This is a genomic window from Streptomyces sp. CG4, from assembly GCF_041080655.1.
Taxonomy (GTDB): domain Bacteria; phylum Actinomycetota; class Actinomycetes; order Streptomycetales; family Streptomycetaceae; genus Streptomyces.
Genome location: NZ_CP163525.1, coordinates 4,771,140 through 4,792,639, shown reverse-complemented (window position 1 = coordinate 4,792,639; position 21,500 = coordinate 4,771,140). Strand labels below are relative to the sequence as shown.

General features: G+C 70.8%; 3 protein-coding genes. All 3 read left to right on the top strand.

All coding sequences use genetic code 11. The features are described from left to right. Window positions 1-50: 50 nt before the first annotated feature. Genes AB5L52_RS21710 through AB5L52_RS21700 form a run of 3 tightly spaced genes read left to right on the top strand, consistent with a single transcriptional unit; the run spans window position 51 to window position 21,419 of the window. Window positions 51-6,683 (top strand): SDR family NAD(P)-dependent oxidoreductase, encoded by a 6,633-nt coding sequence (locus AB5L52_RS21710; protein WP_369365712.1) that lies wholly within the window; start codon window positions 51-53, stop codon window positions 6,681-6,683. After that, entirely contained in the window at window positions 6,613-15,444 is an 8,832-nt protein-coding gene (locus tag AB5L52_RS21705; protein ID WP_369368947.1) for an SDR family NAD(P)-dependent oxidoreductase, read from the top strand. Before AB5L52_RS21710 ends, AB5L52_RS21705 begins: the two co-directional genes overlap by 71 nt. After that, window positions 15,444-21,419 carry an SDR family NAD(P)-dependent oxidoreductase gene (locus AB5L52_RS21700; protein WP_369365710.1) on the top strand — a complete coding sequence of 1,992 codons (5,976 nt, stop codon included), beginning with the start codon at window positions 15,444-15,446 and terminating at the stop codon, window positions 21,417-21,419. The genes AB5L52_RS21705 and AB5L52_RS21700 overlap by 1 nt, the downstream gene beginning before the upstream one ends. Window positions 21,420-21,500: the final 81 nt, after the last annotated feature.

The following is a 21,500-nucleotide window of genomic DNA, read 5'->3' as shown; positions in this document are numbered from 1 at the left end:
CGGAGCCACCGAAACCATGCGGATTGCACAGAATGTTGCGAGGCGGACAGATGGCTGACGACCAGAAGCTCGTCGGATATCTCAAGCGAGTCACGGCCGACCTCGCGCAGACCCGTCGCAGGCTCCGGGAGTACGAGGCCAGGGAACAGGACCCGATCGCGATCGTGGCCATGAGCTGCCGCTACCCGGGCGGAGTCACCTCGCCCGAGGAACTATGGAGGCTGGTGGCCGACGGTGTCGACGCGGTCGGCCCCTTCCCGGCCGACCGCGGCTGGAACCTCGACTCCGTCGACGACCTCGACTTCGCGCGCCGCGGCGGTTTCATCGATGGTGCGGCCGAGTTCGACCCGGCCTTCTTCGGTATCTCGCCGCGCGAGGCCGTGGCAATGGACCCCCAGCAGCGGCTGATGCTGGAACTGTCCTGGGAGGCGCTGGAACGGGCGGGCATCCCCGCCGACAAGGTGCGCGGCGGCCAGGTGGCGGTCTTCGCCGGATCCGGCTTCCAGGACTACGGAGACTGGCTCAACACCGCACCCGAGGCGGCCGGCCCCTTCATGGGCACCGCCGCCGTGGCCGCCGTCATCGCCGGCCGGGTCTCCTACACCCTCGGCCTGGAGGGCCCCGCGGTGACCGTGGACACCGCCTGCTCCTCCTCCCTCGTGGCCGTTCACCTCGCCGCCCAGGCGCTGCGCGAACGCGAGTGCACCCTCGCGCTGGCCGGCGGTGTCATGGTGATGTCCACACCCGGCCCCTTCATCGGCATGGCCCGGCAGGGCGGCCTCGCCGCCGACGGCCGTGCCAAGGCGTACGCGGACGCCGCCGACGGCACCGGCTGGGCCGAGGGTGCCGGCATCCTCGTACTGGAGCGTCTCTCCGACGCTCGCGCCAACGGGCACCCTGTTCTCGCCGTCGTCAAGGGTTCGGCGATCAACCAGGACGGCGCCAGCAACGGCCTCACTGCCCCCAACGGGCCCTCCCAGCAGCGTGTCATCCGCGAGGCGCTCAGCGCTGCCGGGGTCTCCGCCACCCAGCTCGACCTGGTCGAGGGCCATGGCACCGGTACCACCCTCGGCGATCCGATCGAGGCGCAGGCGCTGCTGGCGACCTACGGTCAGGGCCGGCCCGAGGACCGTCCGCTGTGGCTGGGCTCCCTGAAGTCGAACATCGGGCACGCCCAGGCGGCGGCCGGTGTCGGCGGCATCATCAAGATGGTCATGGCGATGCGGCACGAGACCATGCCGCGCACCCTGCACGTCGACCGGCCCTCCACCCACGTCGACTGGAGGGCGGGCAACGTCCAACTCCTCACCGACGCTCGCCCCTGGCCCCGCGGCGAGCACCCGCGCCGGGCCGCCGTCTCGGCGTTCGGCGTCAGCGGTACCAACGCCCACCTCATCCTCGAGGAGGCACCCGTACCCGAGCCCGTCGAGGACGAGGCCGAGGCGACCGCACCCGCTCCGGCCGCCTGGCCGGCCGGCGCCCCGCTGCCCTGGCTCGTCTCCGCCCGCAGCGCCGACGCCCTGCGCGCCCAGGCCGAGCGCATCGGCACCCATGTCGCGGAGCGCACCGACCTCAGCCCCCTCGATCTGAGCCACTCCCTCGCGACCACTCGTGCCGCGCTGGAACACCGCGCGGTCGTCCTGGCCGACGACCGCGAGTCGGCCGTCAGGGCCCTCGCTTCCGTCGCCGCCGACGAAACCCGCTCCGAGCTGCTGCGCGGCACGGTCTCCGACGGGCTGACGGCGTTTCTGTTCTCGGGGCAGGGTGCGCAGCGGTTGGGGATGGGGCGTGAGCTGTATGAGGCGTTCCCGGTGTTCGCGGAGGCCTTCGATGCGGTTCTGGCTGAGCTGGATCTGCCGCTGCGGGGTGTGGTGTGGGGTGAGGACGCGGAGCGGTTGAGCCGTACTGAGTTCACTCAGCCTGCGCTGTTTGCGGTCGAGGTGGCGCTGTTTCGGCTGGTGGAGTCGTGGGGTATCAAGCCCGATTATCTGGCCGGGCATTCGATCGGTGAGTTCGCGGCCGCGCATGTGTCCGGGGTGCTCTCCCTGGCGGACGCGGCGAAGCTGGTGGTGGCGCGTGGCCGGTTGATGCAGGCATTGCCGGGGGGCGGTGCGATGGTGGCCGTGGAGGCGACCGAGGACGAGGTGCGTCCGTTGCTGGCCGAGGGTATCGGTATCGCGGCGGTCAACGGGCCCGGCTCGGTGGTTGTCTCGGGTCTCGAGTCGGAGGCTGTGCGGATCAAGGCGTATTTCGGGGCTGAGGGTCGTAAGGCGACCCGCCTGAAGGTCTCGCACGCTTTCCACTCGCCGTTGATGGAGCCGATGCTCGACGGATTCCGTGCGGTGGCGCGGGAGGTGTCGTATGGCGCCCCGTCTGTGCCGATCGTCTCGACTCTTACCGGCACTGTGGTGAGTGGCGAGCTGTCCGATCCGGAGTACTGGGTGCGGCATGTGCGTGAGGCGGTTCGTTTCGCGGATGCCGTCAAGGTGCTGGAGTCCGAGGGCGTCACCCGCTTCCTCGAGCTGGGCCCGGACGCCGTACTCACCGCGATGGCGCAGCAGTCCGCCGAGAACGCTGCCTTCGTGCCCGCGCTGCGCCGCGACCGGCCGGAGGCCGCCGCCGTGCTCACGGCCGCCGGACAGCTGCACGTGCGCGGCGTGGCCGTGGACTGGGCGGGCGTCTTCGCCGGGCGTGGCGCGGGCCGGGTCGACCTGCCGACGTACGTCTTCCAGCGCGGCCACTACTGGATCACCCCCGAGAACGGTGCCGGTGACGTCGCCTCCGCCGGTCTCGACGCCGCCGACCACCCGCTGCTCGGTGCTGCGGTGACGCTGGCCGACACGGACGGTGTGGTGCTGACCGGCCGGCTGTCGACCTCCGCGCAGCCGTGGCTGGCCGACCACGTGGTGGGCGGCACCGTCCTCTTCCCCGGCACCGGCTTCGTCGAACTCGCCGTACGCGCCGGAGACCAGGTCGGCTGCGACGTCCTGGAAGAGCTGACCCTGGAGGCGCCGCTTGCCCTGCCCGAGCGCGGTGCCGTACAGGTGCAGGTCGCCGTGGGGGCGGCCGACGGCTCCGGCACCCGTACGCTGACCGTGCACTCCCGTCCCTCCCAGGACGCCCCGTGGACCCGGCACGCCGCCGGTGTGCTGGCGCGCGGCGCGGACCAGGCACGCTTCGACCTGACCCAGTGGCCGCCGCCCGGCGCCGAATCCCTCGACGTGGCCGGACTGTACGCGGACCTCACCGGACTCGGCCTCCAGTACGGGCCGGTGTTCCAGGGGCTGAGGGCCGCCTGGCGCGACGGCGAGACGGTGTACGCGGAGGTCGCCCTCCCCGAGCAGGGGCACAAGGACGCGGGGCGGCTGGGCCTGCACCCCGGCATCCTCGACGCGGCCCTGCACGCCGTCAGCTTCACCGGCGTGACCGGTGGACAGGCCGCGCTTCCCTTTGCCTGGTCCGGGGTCACCCTGCACGCGGCGGGAGCCGCCGCCGTACGGGTACGGCTGACGCCGACCGGTTCGGGCGTCGCCCTCGCCCTGGCCGACGCCGGCGGGCGCCCGGTGGCCACGGTCGAGTCCCTGGTGCTGCGGCCCATGTCCGAGGAGCAGCTGGCCGCCGCCCGGACCGGTTTCCACGACTCCCTCTACCACGTCGAGTGGGCCCCCCTCCCGGCGGTCGCGTCCGAGACGCAGCCGCCCACCGCCGTCTTCACCAGCGCCTCCGGCACGGATGCCGGTGAGGTGCGGGCGGCGGTGCATCGGGTGCTCGCTGAGCTGCAGTCGGCTGAGGGTCGGTTGGTGTTCGTCACGCGGGGTGCGGTGGCGTTGCCGGGTGAGGACGTCTCGGATCTGGCGGGTGCGGCTGTCTGGGGTCTGGTGCGCTCGGCGCAGTCCGAGGATCCGGGCCGTTTCGTGCTGGTCGACACCGACGAGGACGGTCAGGACACCGCCGTGTCTGTGGCGCTCGCGTCGGGGGAGTCGCAGGTCGTCGTGCGTGGCACGGCCGCCTACGGTGCACGGCTGGCCCGTACGCCCGTGGCGGTGGACGAGGGGGCCCCGGTCTTCTCGGCTGAGGGCATGGTGCTGGTGACGGGTGCGACGGGCACTCTGGGTGGGTTGTTCGCCCGGCATCTGGTCACCGAGCACGGTGTACGTCGTCTGCTGTTGACCAGCCGTCGTGGTGAACAGGCGCCTGGAGCAGGTGAGTTGGCTGCGGAGCTGACCGCGCTGGGTGCCGAGGTGACGGTCGCGGCCTGCGACGTCGCCGACCGCGACGCGCTTGCCGCGCTCCTTGAGGACGTCGACCTGTCGGGCGTGGTGCACGTGGCCGGTGTCCTGGACGACGGCGTCATCGCCTCCCTCACTCCGGAGCGGGTGGACAAGGTGCTGCGCCCGAAGGTGGACGCGGCCCTCAACCTGCACGAGCTCACGGCCGGCAAGAACCTGACGGCTTTCGTGCTGTTCTCCTCCGCGGCCGGTGTCTTCGGCAATCCGGGGCAGGGCAACTACGCGGCGGCCAACGCCTTCCTCGACGGTCTCGCCGCCCACCGCAAGGCGAAGGGGCTGCCCGCGCAGTCCCTGGCCTGGGGCCTGTGGTCCGGGGGCATGGCCGACACCCTCGACGAGGCGGTGCGCGGCCGGATATCCCAGGGCGGCATCCACGCGCTCACCCCCGAGGAGGGGCTCGCGCTCTTCAACGCCGCCCGGCGCAGCACCGAACCCACCCTCGTCCCCGTCAAGTTCGACTTGGCCGCGCTGCGTTCCCAGGGCGAGGACGCGCCCGCCCTGCTGCGCGGGCTCGTCCCCGCCGGCACCCGGCGCCGCCGCAGCGCGGGCACGGCCAGGACCGAGACCAGCACACTGAAGTACAGGCTCGCCGCGCTGTCGGCGGAAGATCGCCGGCAGGCGGTGCTCGACCTGGTCCTCAACCGGGCGGCCGTCGTCCTCGGCTTCGCCGACGCCCGGGCGATCGAGCCCGAGCGCGCCTTCCGGGACCTCGGAGTCGACTCCCTCGCCGCCGTCGAACTCCGCAACGGCCTCAACGACGACACCGGCCTTCGGCTGCCCGCCACTCTTGTCTTCGACTACCCGAGCCCGGTCGACGTGGTTCGCCACATCCTGGAGGAACTGTCCGGGCAGGACGCGGACGCGCCCGCGACCGCACCCACCAAGGCCACCGTCCTCGACGGCGACCCGATCGTGATCGTGGGCATGAGTTGCCGTTATCCGGGTGGGGTGGAGACGCCGGAGGATCTGTGGCGGCTGGTGGCCGGCGGGGTGGATGCGGTGTCGGAGTTCCCGACGAACCGTGGCTGGAACATCGAGGAGCTGTACGACCCGAACTCGGAGCGGCCGAACACGAGTTATGTCAAGCACGGTGGTTTCCTGCACGACGCGGGCGATTTCGACCCGGCTTTCTTCGGTATCTCCCCGAACGAGGCGCTGGGTATGGACCCGCAGCAGCGGTTGCTGTTGGAGACGTCGTGGGAGGCGATCGAGCGGGCGGGTATTGACCCGGCCACGTTGAAGGGTTCGGCCACCGGCGTTTTCGCCGGGATGATGTACCACGACTATGCCGCGAACAGCGGCACCGGTTCCGTCGCGTCCGGCCGTGTCTCGTACGTCTTCGGTCTCGAAGGTCCCGCTGTCACGATCGATACGGCTTGTTCGTCGTCGCTGGTGGCGTTGCATCTGGCTGTGCAGGCGCTGCGGTCGGGTGAGTGTTCGCTGGCGTTGGCGGGTGGTGTCGCGGTGATGGCGACGCCGGAGGCGTTCGTGGAGTTCAGCCGGCAGCGGGGTCTGGCGCCTGACGGCCGGTGCAAGTCTTTCGCCGCGTCGACGGACGGTACGGCGTGGGGTGAGGGTGTGGGCATGCTGCTTGTCGAGCGCCTTTCCGACGCCCGTGCCAACGGCCACCCGGTCCTGGCGATTGTCAAGGGCTCTGCTGTGAATCAGGACGGTGCGAGTAATGGTCTGACGGCTCCCAACGGGCCTGCCCAGGTTCGGGTCATCCGTCAGGCTCTTGCCAATGCCCAGCTCGCGCCCGACCACGTGGATGCGGTTGAGGCGCATGGTACGGGTACGACGCTGGGTGATCCGATCGAGGCGCAGGCGCTGCTGGCGACGTACGGGAAGGACCGTCCGGAGGGCCGGCCGTTGTGGCTGGGTTCGATCAAGTCGAATATGGGTCATACCCAGGCGGCGGCGGGGGTTTCGGGCATCATCAAGATGGTCGAGGCGATCCGTCATGGTGTTCTGCCCCGGACTTTGCATGTGGATGAGCCGACGCCGCAGGTGGACTGGTCGGAGGGCGACATCCGCCTGCTGATGGAGTCCCAGCCCTGGCCGGAGACGGGTCGTCCCCGCCGGGCGGGTGTCTCCTCCTTCGGTATCAGCGGTACCAACGCCCACGTGATCATCGAAGGCTCCGGAGCCCGAGGCCGTGCAGCCTCAGGCCGGGTCCGACCTCCCCGCCGTACCCTGGCTGCTCTCCGCGAAGACGGGCGAGGCCCTCCGCGCCCAGGCGGAACGCCTGCGGACCTACGTCGACGGCGACCCTGCCCTGCTGCCGCAGGACGTCGCCTACTCCCTCGCCACCCGCCGTACGGCGATGGACTTCCGGGCTGCGGTGGTGGGTGCGGATCGGGAGGAGCTGCTGGCGGGTCTGGCGGCTGTGGCTGAGGGCCGGTCGGCTGCGGGTGTGGTGCAGGGGAGTGTGCGGGGCTCTGGTCGTACGGCGTTTCTGTTCTCGGGGCAGGGTGCGCAGCGGTTGGGGATGGGGCGTGAGCTGTATGAGGCGTTCCCGGTGTTCGCGGAGGCCTTCGATGCGGTTCTGGCTGAGCTGGATCTGCCGCTGCGGGGTGTGGTGTGGGGTGAGGACGCGGAGCGGTTGAGCCGTACTGAGTTCACTCAGCCTGCGCTGTTTGCGGTCGAGGTGGCGCTGTTTCGGCTGGTGGAGTCGTGGGGTATCAAGCCCGATTATCTGGCCGGGCATTCGATCGGTGAGTTCGCGGCCGCGCATGTGTCCGGGGTGCTCTCCCTGGCGGACGCGGCGAAGCTGGTGGTGGCGCGTGGCCGGTTGATGCAGGCATTGCCGGGGGGCGGTGCGATGGTGGCCGTGGAGGCGACCGAGGACGAGGTGCGTCCGTTGCTGGCCGAGGGTATCGGTATCGCGGCGGTCAACGGGCCCGGCTCGGTGGTTGTCTCGGGTCTCGAGTCGGAGGCTGTGCGGATCAAGGCGTATTTCGGGGCTGAGGGTCGTAAGGCGACCCGCCTGAAGGTCTCGCACGCTTTCCACTCGCCGTTGATGGAGCCGATGCTCGACGGATTCCGTGCGGTGGCGCGGGAGGTGTCGTATGGCGCCCCGTCTGTGCCGGTCGTCTCGACTCTTACCGGCACTGTGGTGAGTGGCGAGCTGTCCGATCCGGAGTACTGGGTGCGGCATGTGCGTGAGGCGGTTCGTTTCGCGGATGCCGTCAAGGTGCTGGAGTCCGAGGGCGTCACCCGCTTCCTCGAGCTGGGCCCGGACGCCGTACTCACCGCGATGGCGCAGCAGTCCGCCGAGAACGCTGCCTTCGTGCCCGCGCTGCGCCGCGACCGGCCGGAGGCCGCCGCCGTGCTCACGGCCGCCGGACAGCTGCACGTGCGCGGCGTGGCCGTGGACTGGGCGGGCGTCTTCGCCGGGCGTGGCGCGGGCCGGGTCGACCTGCCGACGTACGCCTTCCAGCGGCAGCGCTACTGGCTGGACGCGCTGGAGTACTGGGCCGACGCCTGGGCGGGCGCGGACACCGGCGGAGTCACGTCGGCCGGTCTGGACCGGGCGGCGCATCCGCTGCTCGGTGCCGTGCTGGCGTCGCCGGACGGTGACGGTGTGGTGCTGACGGGCCGGTTGTCGACGTCCTCCCAGCCGTGGCTGGCCGACCATGCCGTCGGCGGCACCGTCCTCTTCCCCGGCACCGGCCTGGTGGAGCTGGCGATCGCCGCCGGTGACGAGGTCGGCTGCGACCAGTTGGAGGAGCTGACGCTGGAGGCGCCGCTCGTACTGCCCGAGCGGGGCGGGGTCGCCGTACAGGTGGTGGTGGGCACCGCCGCCGACGACGGCACGCGTCCGGTGCATGTGTACGCCCGCTCCGACGACGAGGAGCAGGCCTGGACGCGCCACGCGACCGGTCTGCTGTCCGCCGGAGAGCAGGCGCCCTGCTTCGACCTGGCCCAGTGGCCGCCGCGTGGTGCCGAGGCGCTCGACCTGACCGGGATGTACGACACCCTCGCGGAGGCCGGCCTGGAGTACGGGCCGGTGTTCCAGGGTCTGACGGCGGCCTGGCGCTCCGGTGAGGACGTGTACGCCGAGGTCGCCCTGCCCGAGGAGACGAGTGTCGACGGGTTCGGGGTGCACCCGGCGCTGCTGGACGCGGCCCTGCACGCGACCGGGCTGCTGGCGGGCGGCACCGAGGCCACGCGTCTGCCCTTCGCGTGGACGGGTGTCTCCCTGCACGCCACCGGTGCCGCCAGGCTCCGGGTACGGCTCTCCCGCCGGGGCACCGAGGGCGTCGCCCTGGAGGTCGCCGACGAGCAGGGCCGTCCGGTCGCCACGGTCGGTTCGCTGGTCCTCCGGGAGGTGTCGGCCGACCAGCTGGCGGCGGCCCGGCCGGCGTTCCACGAGTTCTTGTTCCAGCTGGACTGGGTGCGGCTGCCCGAGGTGCGTTCGCCTGAGGCTGCGCCGGATGATGTGGTGGTGCTCCGCACTGAAGCGGGCACGGATGCGGACGCCGTGCGGACGGCGGTGCAGCGGGCGCTCGCCGAGCTGCGGTCGGCTGCCGGGCGGCTGGCGGTCGTAACGCGCCGTGCGGTGGCGCTCCCGGGTGAGGACGTCAACGACCTGGCGGGTGCGGCCGTTTGGGGACTGGTGCGCTCGGCCCAGTCGGTCGAGGACCCGGAGCGCTTCGTCCTCGTCGACGTCGACGAGGACGGCGACGCCGCAGTGTCCCTGGCGCTCGCGTCGGGGGAGTCGCAGGTCGTCGTCCGGGGCGGTGCCGTGTACGGCGCCCGGCTCGTGCGCACTCCGGTGGCGCAGGCCGACGAGGCGCAGCCCGCGTCGGTCTTCTCGGCTGAGGGCATGGTGCTGGTGACGGGTGCGACGGGCACTCTGGGTGGGTTGTTCGCCCGGCATCTGGTCACCGAGCACGGTGTACGTCGTCTGCTGTTGACCAGCCGTCGTGGTGAACAGGCGCCTGGAGCAGGTGAGTTGGCTGCGGAGCTGACCGCGCTGGGTGCCGAGGTGACGGTCGCGGCCTGCGACGTCGCCGACCGCGACGCGCTTGCCGCGCTCCTTGAGGACGTCGACCTGTCGGGCGTGGTGCACGTGGCCGGTGTTCTGGACGACGGCGTCATCGCCTCCCTCACTCCGGAGCGGGTGGACAAGGTGCTGCGCCCGAAGGTGGACGCGGCCCTCAACCTGCACGAGCTCACGGCCGGCAAGAACCTGACGGCTTTCGTGCTGTTCTCCTCCGCGGCCGGTGTCTTCGGCAATCCGGGGCAGGGCAGCTACGCGGCCGCCAACACCTTCCTGGACGCTCTGGCCACCCACCGGCAGGCGCAGGGGCTGCCCGCGCAGTCCCTGGCGTGGGGTCTGTGGGGCGGGGGCATGGCGGGTGAACTGAGCCAGGCCGACATCGACCGGATGAACAGCACCGGTGTGCACGCGCTCTCGCCGGAGCAGGGCCTGGGGCTGTTCGACACGGCGGGCGCGCTCCCCGCGCCCGCCGTGGTCCCCATCCGGCTGGACGTCAAGGCACTCGGTGCGGGCGACGGCGAACTGCCCGAACTCTTCCGCAGCCTGGTCCGCCGCCCGGCCCGCCGGGTCGTCAGCGGTACGACGGGCACCGCGACCGCCTCGGCCTTGGCCCAGCGGCTCGCCGGGATGTCCCCCGAGGCGCAGGAGGCCGAGATCCTCGGCCTCGTCCGGGACACGGCCGCGGCGACCCTCGGGCACGCGGGACCGGAGGCCATCGACCCGGACCGGGCCTTCAGCGAGCTGGGCTTCGACTCGCTCACCGCGGTCGAGTTCCGCAACGGCCTCGGCGAGGCAGTCGGCCGACGCCTGCCGGCCACCCTCGTCTTCGACTACCCCAGCCCGACCGTCCTCGCCCGGCACCTGGCCCAGGAGGTCACCGGCACCGGCGACGACATCACGGGCGCCGCCACCACCGTGGCCGTGACCGACGGCGACCCGATCGTGATCGTGGGCATGAGTTGCCGTTATCCGGGTGGGGTGGAGACGCCGGAGGATCTGTGGCGGCTGGTGGCCGGCGGGGTGGATGCGGTGTCGGAGTTCCCGACGAACCGTGGCTGGAACATCGAGGAGCTGTACGACCCGAACTCGGAGCGGCCGAACACGAGTTATGTCAAGCACGGTGGTTTCCTGCACGACGCGGGCGATTTCGACCCGGCTTTCTTCGGTATCTCCCCGAACGAGGCGCTGGGTATGGACCCGCAGCAGCGGTTGCTGTTGGAGACGTCGTGGGAGGCGATCGAGCGGGCGGGTATTGACCCGGCCACGTTGAAGGGTTCGGCCACCGGCGTTTTCGCCGGGATGATGTACCACGACTATGCCGCGAACAGCGGCACCGGTTCCGTCGCGTCCGGCCGTGTCTCGTACGTCTTCGGTCTCGAAGGTCCCGCTGTCACGATCGATACGGCTTGTTCGTCGTCGCTGGTGGCGTTGCATCTGGCTGTGCAGGCGCTGCGGTCGGGTGAGTGTTCGCTGGCGTTGGCGGGTGGTGTCGCGGTGATGGCGACGCCGGAGGCGTTCGTGGAGTTCAGCCGGCAGCGGGGTCTGGCGCCTGACGGCCGGTGCAAGTCTTTCGCCGCGTCGACGGACGGTACGGCGTGGGGTGAGGGTGTGGGCATGCTGCTTGTCGAGCGCCTTTCCGACGCCCGTGCCAACGGCCACCCGGTCCTGGCGATTGTCAAGGGCTCTGCTGTGAATCAGGACGGTGCGAGTAATGGTCTGACGGCTCCCAACGGGCCTGCCCAGGTTCGGGTCATCCGTCAGGCTCTTGCCAATGCCCAGCTCGCGCCCGACCACGTGGATGCGGTTGAGGCGCATGGTACGGGTACGACGCTGGGTGATCCGATCGAGGCGCAGGCGCTGCTGGCGACGTACGGGAAGGACCGTCCGGAGGGCCGGCCGTTGTGGCTGGGTTCGATCAAGTCGAATATGGGTCATACCCAGGCGGCGGCGGGGGTTTCGGGCATCATCAAGATGGTCGAGGCGATCCGTCATGGTGTTCTGCCCCGGACTTTGCATGTGGATGAGCCGACGCCGCAGGTGGACTGGTCGGAGGGCGACATCCGCCTGCTGATGGAGTCCCAGCCCTGGCCGGAGACGGGTCGTCCCCGCCGGGCGGGTGTCTCCTCCTTCGGTATCAGCGGTACCAACGCCCACGTGATCATCGAACAGGCTCCGGAGCCCGAGGCCGTGGAGGAGCCTGTGGGCAGGGCTCTGCCGGTCGTGCCGTGGGTGGTGTCCGCGAAGACGGGCGAGGCCTTGCGCGCTCAGGCCGAGCGTCTGCGCTTGCACCTGGAGTCCCACCCGGGTCTTGGCCCGCTCGACGTCGCTCGTTCCCTCGTCTGCGGCCGTACGGCGATGGACTTCCGGGCTGCGGTGGTGGGTGCGGATCGGGAGGAGCTGCTGGCGGGTCTGGCGGCTGTGGCTGAGGGCCGGTCGGCTGCGGGTGTGGTGCAGGGGAGTGTGCGGGGCTCTGGTCGTACGGCGTTTCTGTTCTCGGGGCAGGGTGCGCAGCGGTTGGGGATGGGGCGTGAGCTGTATGAGGCGTTCCCGGTGTTCGCGGAGGCCTTTGACGCGGTTCTGGCTGAGCTGGATCTGCCGCTGCGGGGTGTGGTGTGGGGTGAGGACGCGGAGCGGTTGAGCCGTACTGAGTTCACTCAGCCTGCGCTGTTTGCGGTCGAGGTGGCGCTGTTTCGGCTGGTGGAGTCGTGGGGTATCAAGCCCGATTATCTGGCCGGGCATTCGATCGGTGAGTTCGCGGCCGCGCATGTGTCCGGGGTGCTCTCCCTGGCGGACGCGGCGAAGCTGGTGGTGGCGCGTGGCCGGTTGATGCAGGCATTGCCGGGGGGCGGTGCGATGGTGGCCGTGGAGGCGACCGAGGACGAGGTGCGTCCGTTGCTGGCCGAGGGTATCGGTATCGCGGCGGTCAACGGGCCCGGCTCGGTGGTTGTCTCGGGTCTCGAGTCGGAGGCTGTGCGGATCAAGGCGTATTTCGGGGCTGAGGGTCGTAAGGCGACCCGCCTGAAGGTCTCGCACGCTTTCCACTCGCCGTTGATGGAGCCGATGCTCGACGGATTCCGTGCGGTGGCGCGGGAGGTGTCGTATGGCGCCCCGTCTGTGCCGATCGTCTCGACTCTTACCGGCACTGTGGTGAGTGGCGAGCTGTCCGATCCGGAGTACTGGGTGCGGCATGTGCGTGAGGCGGTTCGTTTCGCGGATGCCGTCAAGGTGCTGGAGTCCGAGGGCGTCACCCGCTTCCTCGAGCTGGGCCCGGACGCCGTACTCACCGCGATGGCGCAGCAGTCGGTGGAGTCGGAGTCGCCGGTGCTGGCGGCCGCGCTCCGCAAGGGCCGGGCCGAGGTGCCCACGCTCCTGGGCACCGTCGCCCGGCTGCACGTCTCCGGGACCACCCCCGACTGGGCGGCGGTCTACGCCGGCACCGGAGCCCGAGCCGTCGACGGACTGCCGACGTACGCCTTCCAGCGCAGCACGTACTGGCTGGACAGCATCGTCGAAACAGGTACCGCCCTGTCCGAGATGGGCATCGGCTCCTCCGGACACGTGCTGCTCGGCGCGGCAGTGACGCTGGCCGACAGTGACGGTGTGGTGCTGACGGGCCGGTTGTCGACGTCCTCCCAGCCGTGGCTGGCTGACCATGCCGTCGGCGGCACCGTCCTCTTCCCCGGCACCGGCCTGGTGGAGCTGGCGATCGCCGCCGGTGACGAGGTCGGCTGCGACCAGTTGGAGGAGCTGACGCTGGAGGCGCCGCTCGTACTGCCCGAGCGGGGCGGGATCCAGGTACAGGTGTCCGTCGGGGCACCCGGGGAGACCGGCGCCCGGCCGGTCGGCATCCACTCGCGTGCCGAAGGGGACGACGAGCCATGGGTGCGCCACGCCGCGGGCCTGCTCACCGCCGTGGGCCGACAGCCGTCGTTCGACTTGGCGCAGTGGCCGCCGGCTGGTGCGGAGTCGGTGGATGTGGAGGGTCTGTATGAGGGTTTGGCGGAGGCGGGTCTGGAGTACGGGCCGGTGTTTCAGGGGTTGACGGCTGCCTGGCGTTCGGGTGAGGAGATTTACGCCGAGATCGCGCTGCCCGAGGAGACGAGTGTCGACGGGTTCGGGGTGCACCCGGCGCTGCTGGATGCCTGTCTGCACGCGATCGGGCTCCGTGGGGGTGGTGATGACCGTTCCGCGCGGTTGCCGTTCGTGTGGACGGGTGTGTCCTTCTACGCTTCGGGTGCGACCCGGGTGCGGTTGAAGCTGGCCTTCTCGGGAGATGCGGTGGCGTTGAGCGTTGCCGACGCCACGGGCCGCCCGGTGGCGAGTGTGGAGGGGCTGGTTCTGCGGGAGATTTCCGCCGGTCAGTTGGCGGCCGCGGGGTCGGCGTTCTACGAGTCGCTGTTCCAGCTGGATTGGGTGCGGCTGCCGGAGGTGCGTTCGCCTGAGGCTGCGCCGGATGATGTGGTGGTGTTCCGCAGCGCCTCCGGCACGGATGCCGGTGAGGTGCGGGCGGCGGTGCATCGGGTGCTCGCTGAGCTGCAGTCGGCTGAGGGTCGGTTGGTGTTCGTCACGCGGGGTGCGGTGGCGTTGCCGGGTGAGGACGTCTCGGATCTGGCGGGTGCGGCTGTCTGGGGTCTGGTGCGCTCGGCGCAGTCCGAGGATCCGGGCCGTTTCGTGCTGGTCGACACCGACGAGGACGGTCAGGACACCGCCGTGTCTGTGGCGCTCGCGTCGGGGGAGTCGCAGGTCGTCGTGCGTGGCACGGCCGCCTACGGTGCACGGCTGGCCCGTACGCCCGTGGCGGTGGACGAGGGGGCCCCGGTCTTCTCGGCTGAGGGCATGGTGCTGGTGACGGGTGCGACGGGCACTCTGGGTGGGTTGTTCGCCCGGCATCTGGTCACCGAGCACGGTGTACGTCGTCTGCTGTTGACCAGCCGTCGTGGTGAACAGGCGCCTGGAGCAGGTGAGTTGGCTGCGGAGCTGACCGCGCTGGGTGCCGAGGTGACGGTCGCGGCTTGTGATGTGGCCGACCGTGAGGCGTTGGCTGGGCTCCTTGAGGGTGTTGATCTGTCCGCTGTGGTCCATGTGGCGGGTGTTCTGGACGACGGTGTCATCGGGTCGTTGACTCCGGAGCGGGTGGACAAGGTGTTGCGTCCGAAGGTGGACGCGGCCCTCAACCTGCATGAGCTGACCGCGGACATGAACCTGACGGCTTTCGTGCTGTTCTCCTCCGCGGCCGGTATCTTCGGCAATCCGGGGCAGGGCAACTACGCGGCGGCCAACGCCTTCCTCGACGGTCTCGCCGCCCACCGCAAGGCGAAGGGGCTGCCCGCGCAGTCCCTGGCCTGGGGCCTGTGGGGCGACGACGCCGAGGGCATGGCCGGCGAGCTGAGCCAGGCGGACCTGGAGCGCATGCAGCGCACCAGCGTGCACGCGATCTCGGCCCGGGAAGGCCTGGAGCTGTTCGACACGGCGGGGACGGTCCCCGCGCCGGCCCTGGTGCCCATACGGCTCGATCTGAAGGCCCTGCGTTCGGCGGGCGAGGACCTGCCCGCCCTGTTCAAGGGCCTGGTCCGCACCCCCGCCCGGCGTACCGCGGCGGCGGACGGCGGGCAGGCATCCGCGAACGCGCTCAAGCAGCAGCTCACCGGTCTCTCCGCGGAGGAGCAGGAAGCCCTGCTGCTGGACACCGTCCGCACGCACGCGGCGACGATCCTCGGTCACGCGGGCGCCGACGCCGTGGACCCGGACCGGGCCTTCAGCGAGCTGGGCTTCGACTCGCTCAGCGCGGTCGAGTTCCGCAACGTGCTCAACGGACTCAGCGGACTACGGCTGCCACCCGCGCTCGTCTTCGACTACCCCAACGCCAGGGCCCTGGCCGGCCACATACGAGTGGAGCTCGTCCCGGACCCGGGCGGCGACGGCAACGCTGGGGGGTCGGGCGAGGCCGAGGTCCGCGAGGTCCTGCAGACCATTCCGCTCAGCAGGTTGCGGGACGCGGGTCTGCTGGACGCCCTGCTCGAACTCGGCGGCCTCAGCGACGTCCGGACCGAACCGGACCAGTCCGACGAGGCCTGGGACGGATCGATCGACGACATGGACACCGAAAGCCTCATCAGCCTGGCGTACAGCGGGGAAGCGGGAGATGCGTAATGGCCGACTCTGACCAGGACAAGCTTGTCGACGCGCTCCGGTCGGCGCTGAAGGAGACCAAGCGGCTGCGGGCTCAGAACCAGAAGCTCACCGCCACACTCCGCGAACCCATCGCCATCGTGGGCATGAGTTGCCGTTATCCGGGTGGGGTGGAGACGCCGGAGGACCTGTGGCGGCTGGTGGAGGGTGGTGTGGACGCGGTGTCGGAGTTCCCGGCCGACCGCGGCTGGGACACCGACCAGCTCTTCGACCCCGAGGCACGGCGACCCGGCACGACCTACGTTCGTGAGGGCGGCTTCCTGCACGGCGCCGCCGACTTCGATCCGTCCCTGTTCGGCATCAGTCCGAACGAGGCGCTGATCATGGACCCGCAGCAGCGGTTGCTGCTGGAGACCTCGTGGGAGGCGATCGAGCGGGCCGGTATTGACCCGACGACGTTGAAGGGCTCGGCCACCGGTGTCTTCGCCGGGATGATGTACCACGACTACGCGGCCAACGCGAACACCGGGTCCATCGCCTCCGGCCGCATCTCCTACGCCCTCGGCCTCGAAGGCCCGTCCGTCACCATGGACACGGCCTGCTCCTCGTCGCTCGTCGCACTCAACTCAGCGGTGCACGCCCTGCGTACCGGCGAGTGCAGCCTGGCCCTGGTCGGCGGGGTCTGTGTGATGGCGACGCCGGAGACCTTCGTGGAGTTCAGCCGTCAACGCGGCCTGTCCCGCAGCGGCCGGTGCAAGTCTTTCGCCGCGGCGGCGGACGGTACGGCGTGGGGTGAGGGTGTGGGCATGCTGCTTGTCGAGCGCTTGTCCGATGCTCGCCGCAACGGGCATCCGGTCTTGGCGGTGGTTCGTGGTATCGCTGTGAATCAGGACGGTGCGAGTAATGGTCTGACGGCTCCCAACGGGCCTGCCCAGGTTCGGGTCATCCGTCAGGCTCTTGCCAATGCCCAGCTCGCGCCCGACCACGTGGATGCGGTTGAGGCGCATGGTACGGGTACGACGCTGGGTGATCCGATCGAGGCGCAGGCGCTGCTGGCGACGTACGGGAAGGACCGTCCGGAGGGCCGGCCGTTGTGGCTGGGTTCGATCAAGTCGAATATGGGTCATACCCAGGCGGCGGCGGGGGTTTCGGGCATCATCAAGATGGTCGAGGCGATCCGTCATGGTGTTCTGCCCCGGACTTTGCATGTGGATGAGCCGACGCCGCAGGTGGACTGGTCGGAGGGCGACATCCGCCTGCTGATGGAGTCCCAGCCCTGGCCGGAGACGGGTCGTCCCCGCCGGGCGGGTGTCTCCTCCTTCGGTATCAGCGGTACCAACGCCCACGTGATCATCGAACAGGCTCCGGAGCCCGAGGCCGTGCAGCCTCAGGCCGGGTCCGACCTCCCCGCCGTACCCTGGCTGCTCTCCGCGAAGACGGGCGAGGCCCTCCGCGCCCAGGCGGAACGCCTGCGGACCTACGTCGACGGCGACCCTGCCCTGCTGCCGCAGGACGTCGCCTACTCCCTCGCCACCCGCCGTACGGCGATGGACTTCCGGGCTGCGGTGGTGGGTGCGGATCGGGAGGAGCTGCTGGCGGGTCTGGCGGCTGTGGCTGAGGGCCGGTCGGCTGCGGGTGTGGTGCAGGGGAGTGTGCGGGGCTCTGGTCGTACGGCGTTTCTGTTCTCGGGGCAGGGTGCGCAGCGGTTGGGGATGGGGCGTGAGCTGTATGAGGCGTTCCCGGTGTTCGCGGAGGCCTTTGACGCGGTTCTGGCTGAGCTGGATCTGCCGCTGCGGGGTGTGGTGTGGGGTGAGGACGCGGAGCGGTTGAGCCGTACTGAGTTCACTCAGCCTGCGCTGTTTGCGGTCGAGGTGGCGCTGTTTCGGCTGGTGGAGTCGTGGGGTATCAAGCCCGATTATCTGGCCGGGCATTCGATCGGTGAGTTCGCGGCCGCGCATGTGTCCGGGGTGCTCTCCCTGGCGGACGCGGCGAAGCTGGTGGTGGCGCGTGGCCGGTTGATGCAGGCATTGCCGGGGGGCGGTGCGATGGTGGCCGTGGAGGCGACCGAGGACGAGGTGCGTCCGTTGCTGGCCGAGGGTATCGGTATCGCGGCGGTCAACGGGCCCGGCTCGGTGGTTGTCTCGGGTCTCGAGTCGGAGGCTGTGCGGATCAAGGCGTATTTCGGGGCTGAGGGTCGTAAGGCGACCCGCCTGAAGGTCTCGCACGCTTTCCACTCGCCGTTGATGGAGCCGATGCTCGACGAGTTCCGGTCGGTGGTCGAGGGGCTGGAGTTCGCGGAGCCGGAGTTGCCGTTTGTGTCGACTGTGACCGGTGCTCTGGTCACGTCGGAGCTGGCTGGTCCGGAGTACTGGGTGCGTCATGTTCGTGAGGCCGTCCGTTTCGCCGACGCGGTGCGGGTCCTGGCGGACGAGGGTGTCGGCACGTTCGTGGAGCTGGGGCCGGACGCGGTGCTGACCGCCATGGGCCAGCAGAATGCCGAGGGCGTCTTCGTCCCGGCCCTGCGCCGCGACCGTGGTGAGGTGCGTGAACTGGTGTCCGCGGTCGCCCGGCTCGCCGTACTGGGCGGGCCGGTCGACTGGACCGCGTTCTACGCGAGCACCGGCGCCCGCCGCGTCGACCTGCCCACCTACGCCTTCCAACGCCGGCGCTACTGGTTCCACACCCTGGACTACCTGGCCGAATCCTGGGTGGCCGCCGAGCTGGGAGGGCTGTCCGAAGCCGGCCTGGACCGCGCCGCGCATCCGCTGCTCGGTGCCGTGGTGGCCTCGCCGGACAGTGACGGTGTGGTGCTGACGGGCCGGCTCTCCACGTCGGCCCAGCCGTGGCTGGCCGACCACGCCGTCGGCGGCACCGTCCTCTTCCCCGGCACCGGCCTGGTGGAACTGGCGATCGCCGCCGGAGACCGGGTCGGCTGCGAAACCCTGGACGAACTGACCCTCCAGGCGCCGCTGGTACTGCCGGAGAACGGCGGTGTCGTGGTACACGTCGTCGTGGACGGGCCGGACGACTCCGAGGTGCGTCGGACGGTCCGCCTGTACACCCGCACGGATGACGCCGACGAAGTCCAGTGGACCCTGAACGCGATCGGTGTGCTGTCCGCCAGCGGGTCCGAGCCGTCCTTCGATTTGGTGCAGTGGCCGCCGGCTGGTGCGGAGCGGGTGGATGTCGGGGATCTGTATGAGGGTTTGGCGGAGGCGGGTCTGGAGTACGGGCCGGTGTTTCAGGGGTTGACGGCGGCCTGGCGTTCGGGTGAGGAGATTTACGCCGAGGTCGCGCTGCCCGAGGAGACGAGTGTCGACGGGTTCGGGGTGCACCCGGCGCTGCTGGACGCGGCCCTGCACGCGACCGGGCTGCTGGCGGGCGGCACCGAGGCCACGCGTCTGCCCTTCGCGTGGACGGGTGTCTCCCTGCACGCCACCGGTGCCGCCAGGCTCCGGGTACGGCTCTCCCGCCGGGGCACCGAGGGCGTCGCCCTGGAGGTCGCCGACGAGCAGGGCCGTCCGGTCGCCACGGTCGGTTCGCTGGTCCTCCGGGAGGTGTCGGCCGACCAGCTGGCGGCGGCCCGGCCGGCGTTCCACGAGTTCTTGTTCCAGCTGGACTGGGTGCGGCTGCCCGAGGTGCGTTCGCCTGAGGCTGCGCCGGATGATGTGGTGGTGCTCCGCACTGAAGCGGGCACGGATGCGGACGCCGTGCGGACGGCGGTGCAGCGGGCGCTCGCCGAGCTGCGGTCGGCTGCCGGGCGGCTGGCGGTCGTAACGCGCCGTGCGGTGGCGCTCCCGGGTGAGGACGTCAACGACCTGGCGGGTGCGGCCGTTTGGGGACTGGTGCGCTCGGCCCAGTCGGAGGACCCGGAGCGCTTCGTCCTCGTCGACGTCGACGAGGACGGCGACGCCGCAGTGTCCCTGGCGCTCGCGTCGGGGGAGTCGCAGGTCGTCGTCCGGGGCGGTGCCGTGTACGGCGCCCGGCTCGTGCGCACTCCGGTGGCGCAGGCCGACGAGGCGCAGCCCGCGTCGGTCTTCTCGGCTGAGGGCATGGTGCTGGTGACGGGTGCGACGGGCACTCTGGGTGGGTTGTTCGCCCGGCATCTGGTCACCGAGCACGGTGTACGTCGTCTGCTGTTGACCAGCCGTCGTGGTGAACAGGCGCCTGGAGCAGGTGAGTTGGCTGCGGAGCTGACCGCGCTGGGTGCCGAGGTGACGGTCGCGGCCTGCGACGTCGCCGACCGCGACGCACTTGCCGCGCTCCTTGAGGGTGTTGATCTGTCCGCTGTGGTCCATGTGGCGGGTGTTCTGGATGACGGTGTCATCGGGTCGTTGACTCCGGAGCGGGTGGACAAGGTGTTGCGTCCGAAGGTGGACGCGGCCCTGAACCTGCATGAGCTGACCGCGGACATGAACCTCACCGCCTTCGTGCTCTTCTCTTCGGCGGCCGGGACCCTGGGTAATCCGGGGCAGGGCAACTACGCGGCGGCGAACGCGTTCCTGGATGCTCTTGCCGTGCACCGTAAGGCGGTTGGTCTGCCTGCGCAGTCCCTGGCGTGGGGTCTGTGGGGTGGGGGTATGGCGGGTGAGCTGAGCCAGGCCGACATCGACCGGCTGAGCGGCAGCGGGGTGCACGCGCTCGGCCCGCAGGAGGGACTGGCGCTGTTCGACACCGCTTGCGGCCTGCCCGCCCCCGCCCTCGTCCCCATGCGCCTCGACCCGGCCGCGCTGCGCTCCGCGGGCGATGAGCTGCCCGTCCTGTTCAAGGGCCTGGTCCGCACCACCAGCCGGCGCCGCAGTGCCCGTGCACAGGCGGACCCGTCGGCGCTGCGCGGGCGGCTCGCGGCCCTGGAGCCGGCCGGGCGGGAGGAGGCTCTGCTGGCACTGGTGCTGGAACACGCAGCCCGGGTCCTGGGGCACGCCTCTGTGGATGCCATCGCCTCCGAGCGGGACTTCCTGGAAGCGGGTGTGGACTCGCTCAGCGCCATGGAGCTGCGCGGAGCGCTCAACGGCGCACTCGGCCTCGACCTGCCGTCGATGGCGGTGTTCGACAGCAAGACCCCGGCCGGTCTGGCCCGCGCACTCGGCCGGCTGCTGGACCGGTACGAGGACTCGTCCCCGGCGTCGGGCGGCCCGGTGGCCCGGGACGACGAGGATTCCGTGACCGGATTGTTCCGCCGGACGGTTCTCGCCGGAGAGACCACGAAGGCGTTCGGGCTGCTGCGTGCGGTTGCCGACCTGCGGCCCACGTTCCAGGGTTCCGAGGACCTGATCGCCCCGCTGCGCCCGGTACGGCTGGCGGACGGTCCCGCCCGGCCACGGCTGATCTGCCTCGGTACGCCCATGGCCACGGGAGGTACCCACCAGCACGCCCGGTTCGCCGCGCACTTCCGTGATGTGCGGTACCTGGCGAGCCTGCCGTCGCCGGGCTTCGAGCCCGGCGAGAATCTGCCCGCCTCGGTGGACGCGCTGACCTCCGTGCTGGCCGACGCCGTGCTGGACGCGGCGGAGGGCGAGCCGTTCGTCCTGCTCGGCTACTCTTCCGGCGGACTCCTGGCCTACGCGACCGCGGCCCGTCTGGAGCGACTGGGCAGGCCTGCGGCCGGTGTTGTGCTTGTCGACACCTATGTGGTGACGCAGGAGTCGGGCGGCGGTATGCAGGCGCAGGTGTTCGAGCAGATGTCCCTCGCGCTGGTCGACCGCGACTCGCAGTACGGGTTGTTCGACGCGGCGGGTCTGTCCGCGATGCGTGCCTACTTCGACCTGCTGCCGCAGTTCTCCCTCGATGCCGTCGAGACGCCCGTGCTGTTCGTCGGCGCCGACCGCAGCTTCCTGCCCGCCGGCGCCGGGGACACCGACGACTCCTGGCGGGCCCGGCCCTGGCACCCGCGGCACACCTACCGTTCGGTGCCCGCCAACCACTTCACCATCGTGGAGGAGGACGCGGAACAGACGGCGAAGACGGTGGAGGAGTGGCTCTCAGGGCTGCTTTAGGGACGGTGCGGGCCCGGCGGCCCGCCCCGAGGTCCCGGGAGGGAACCTCGGAAACTTCCTGGGCAGCATGGACGGCTGCCA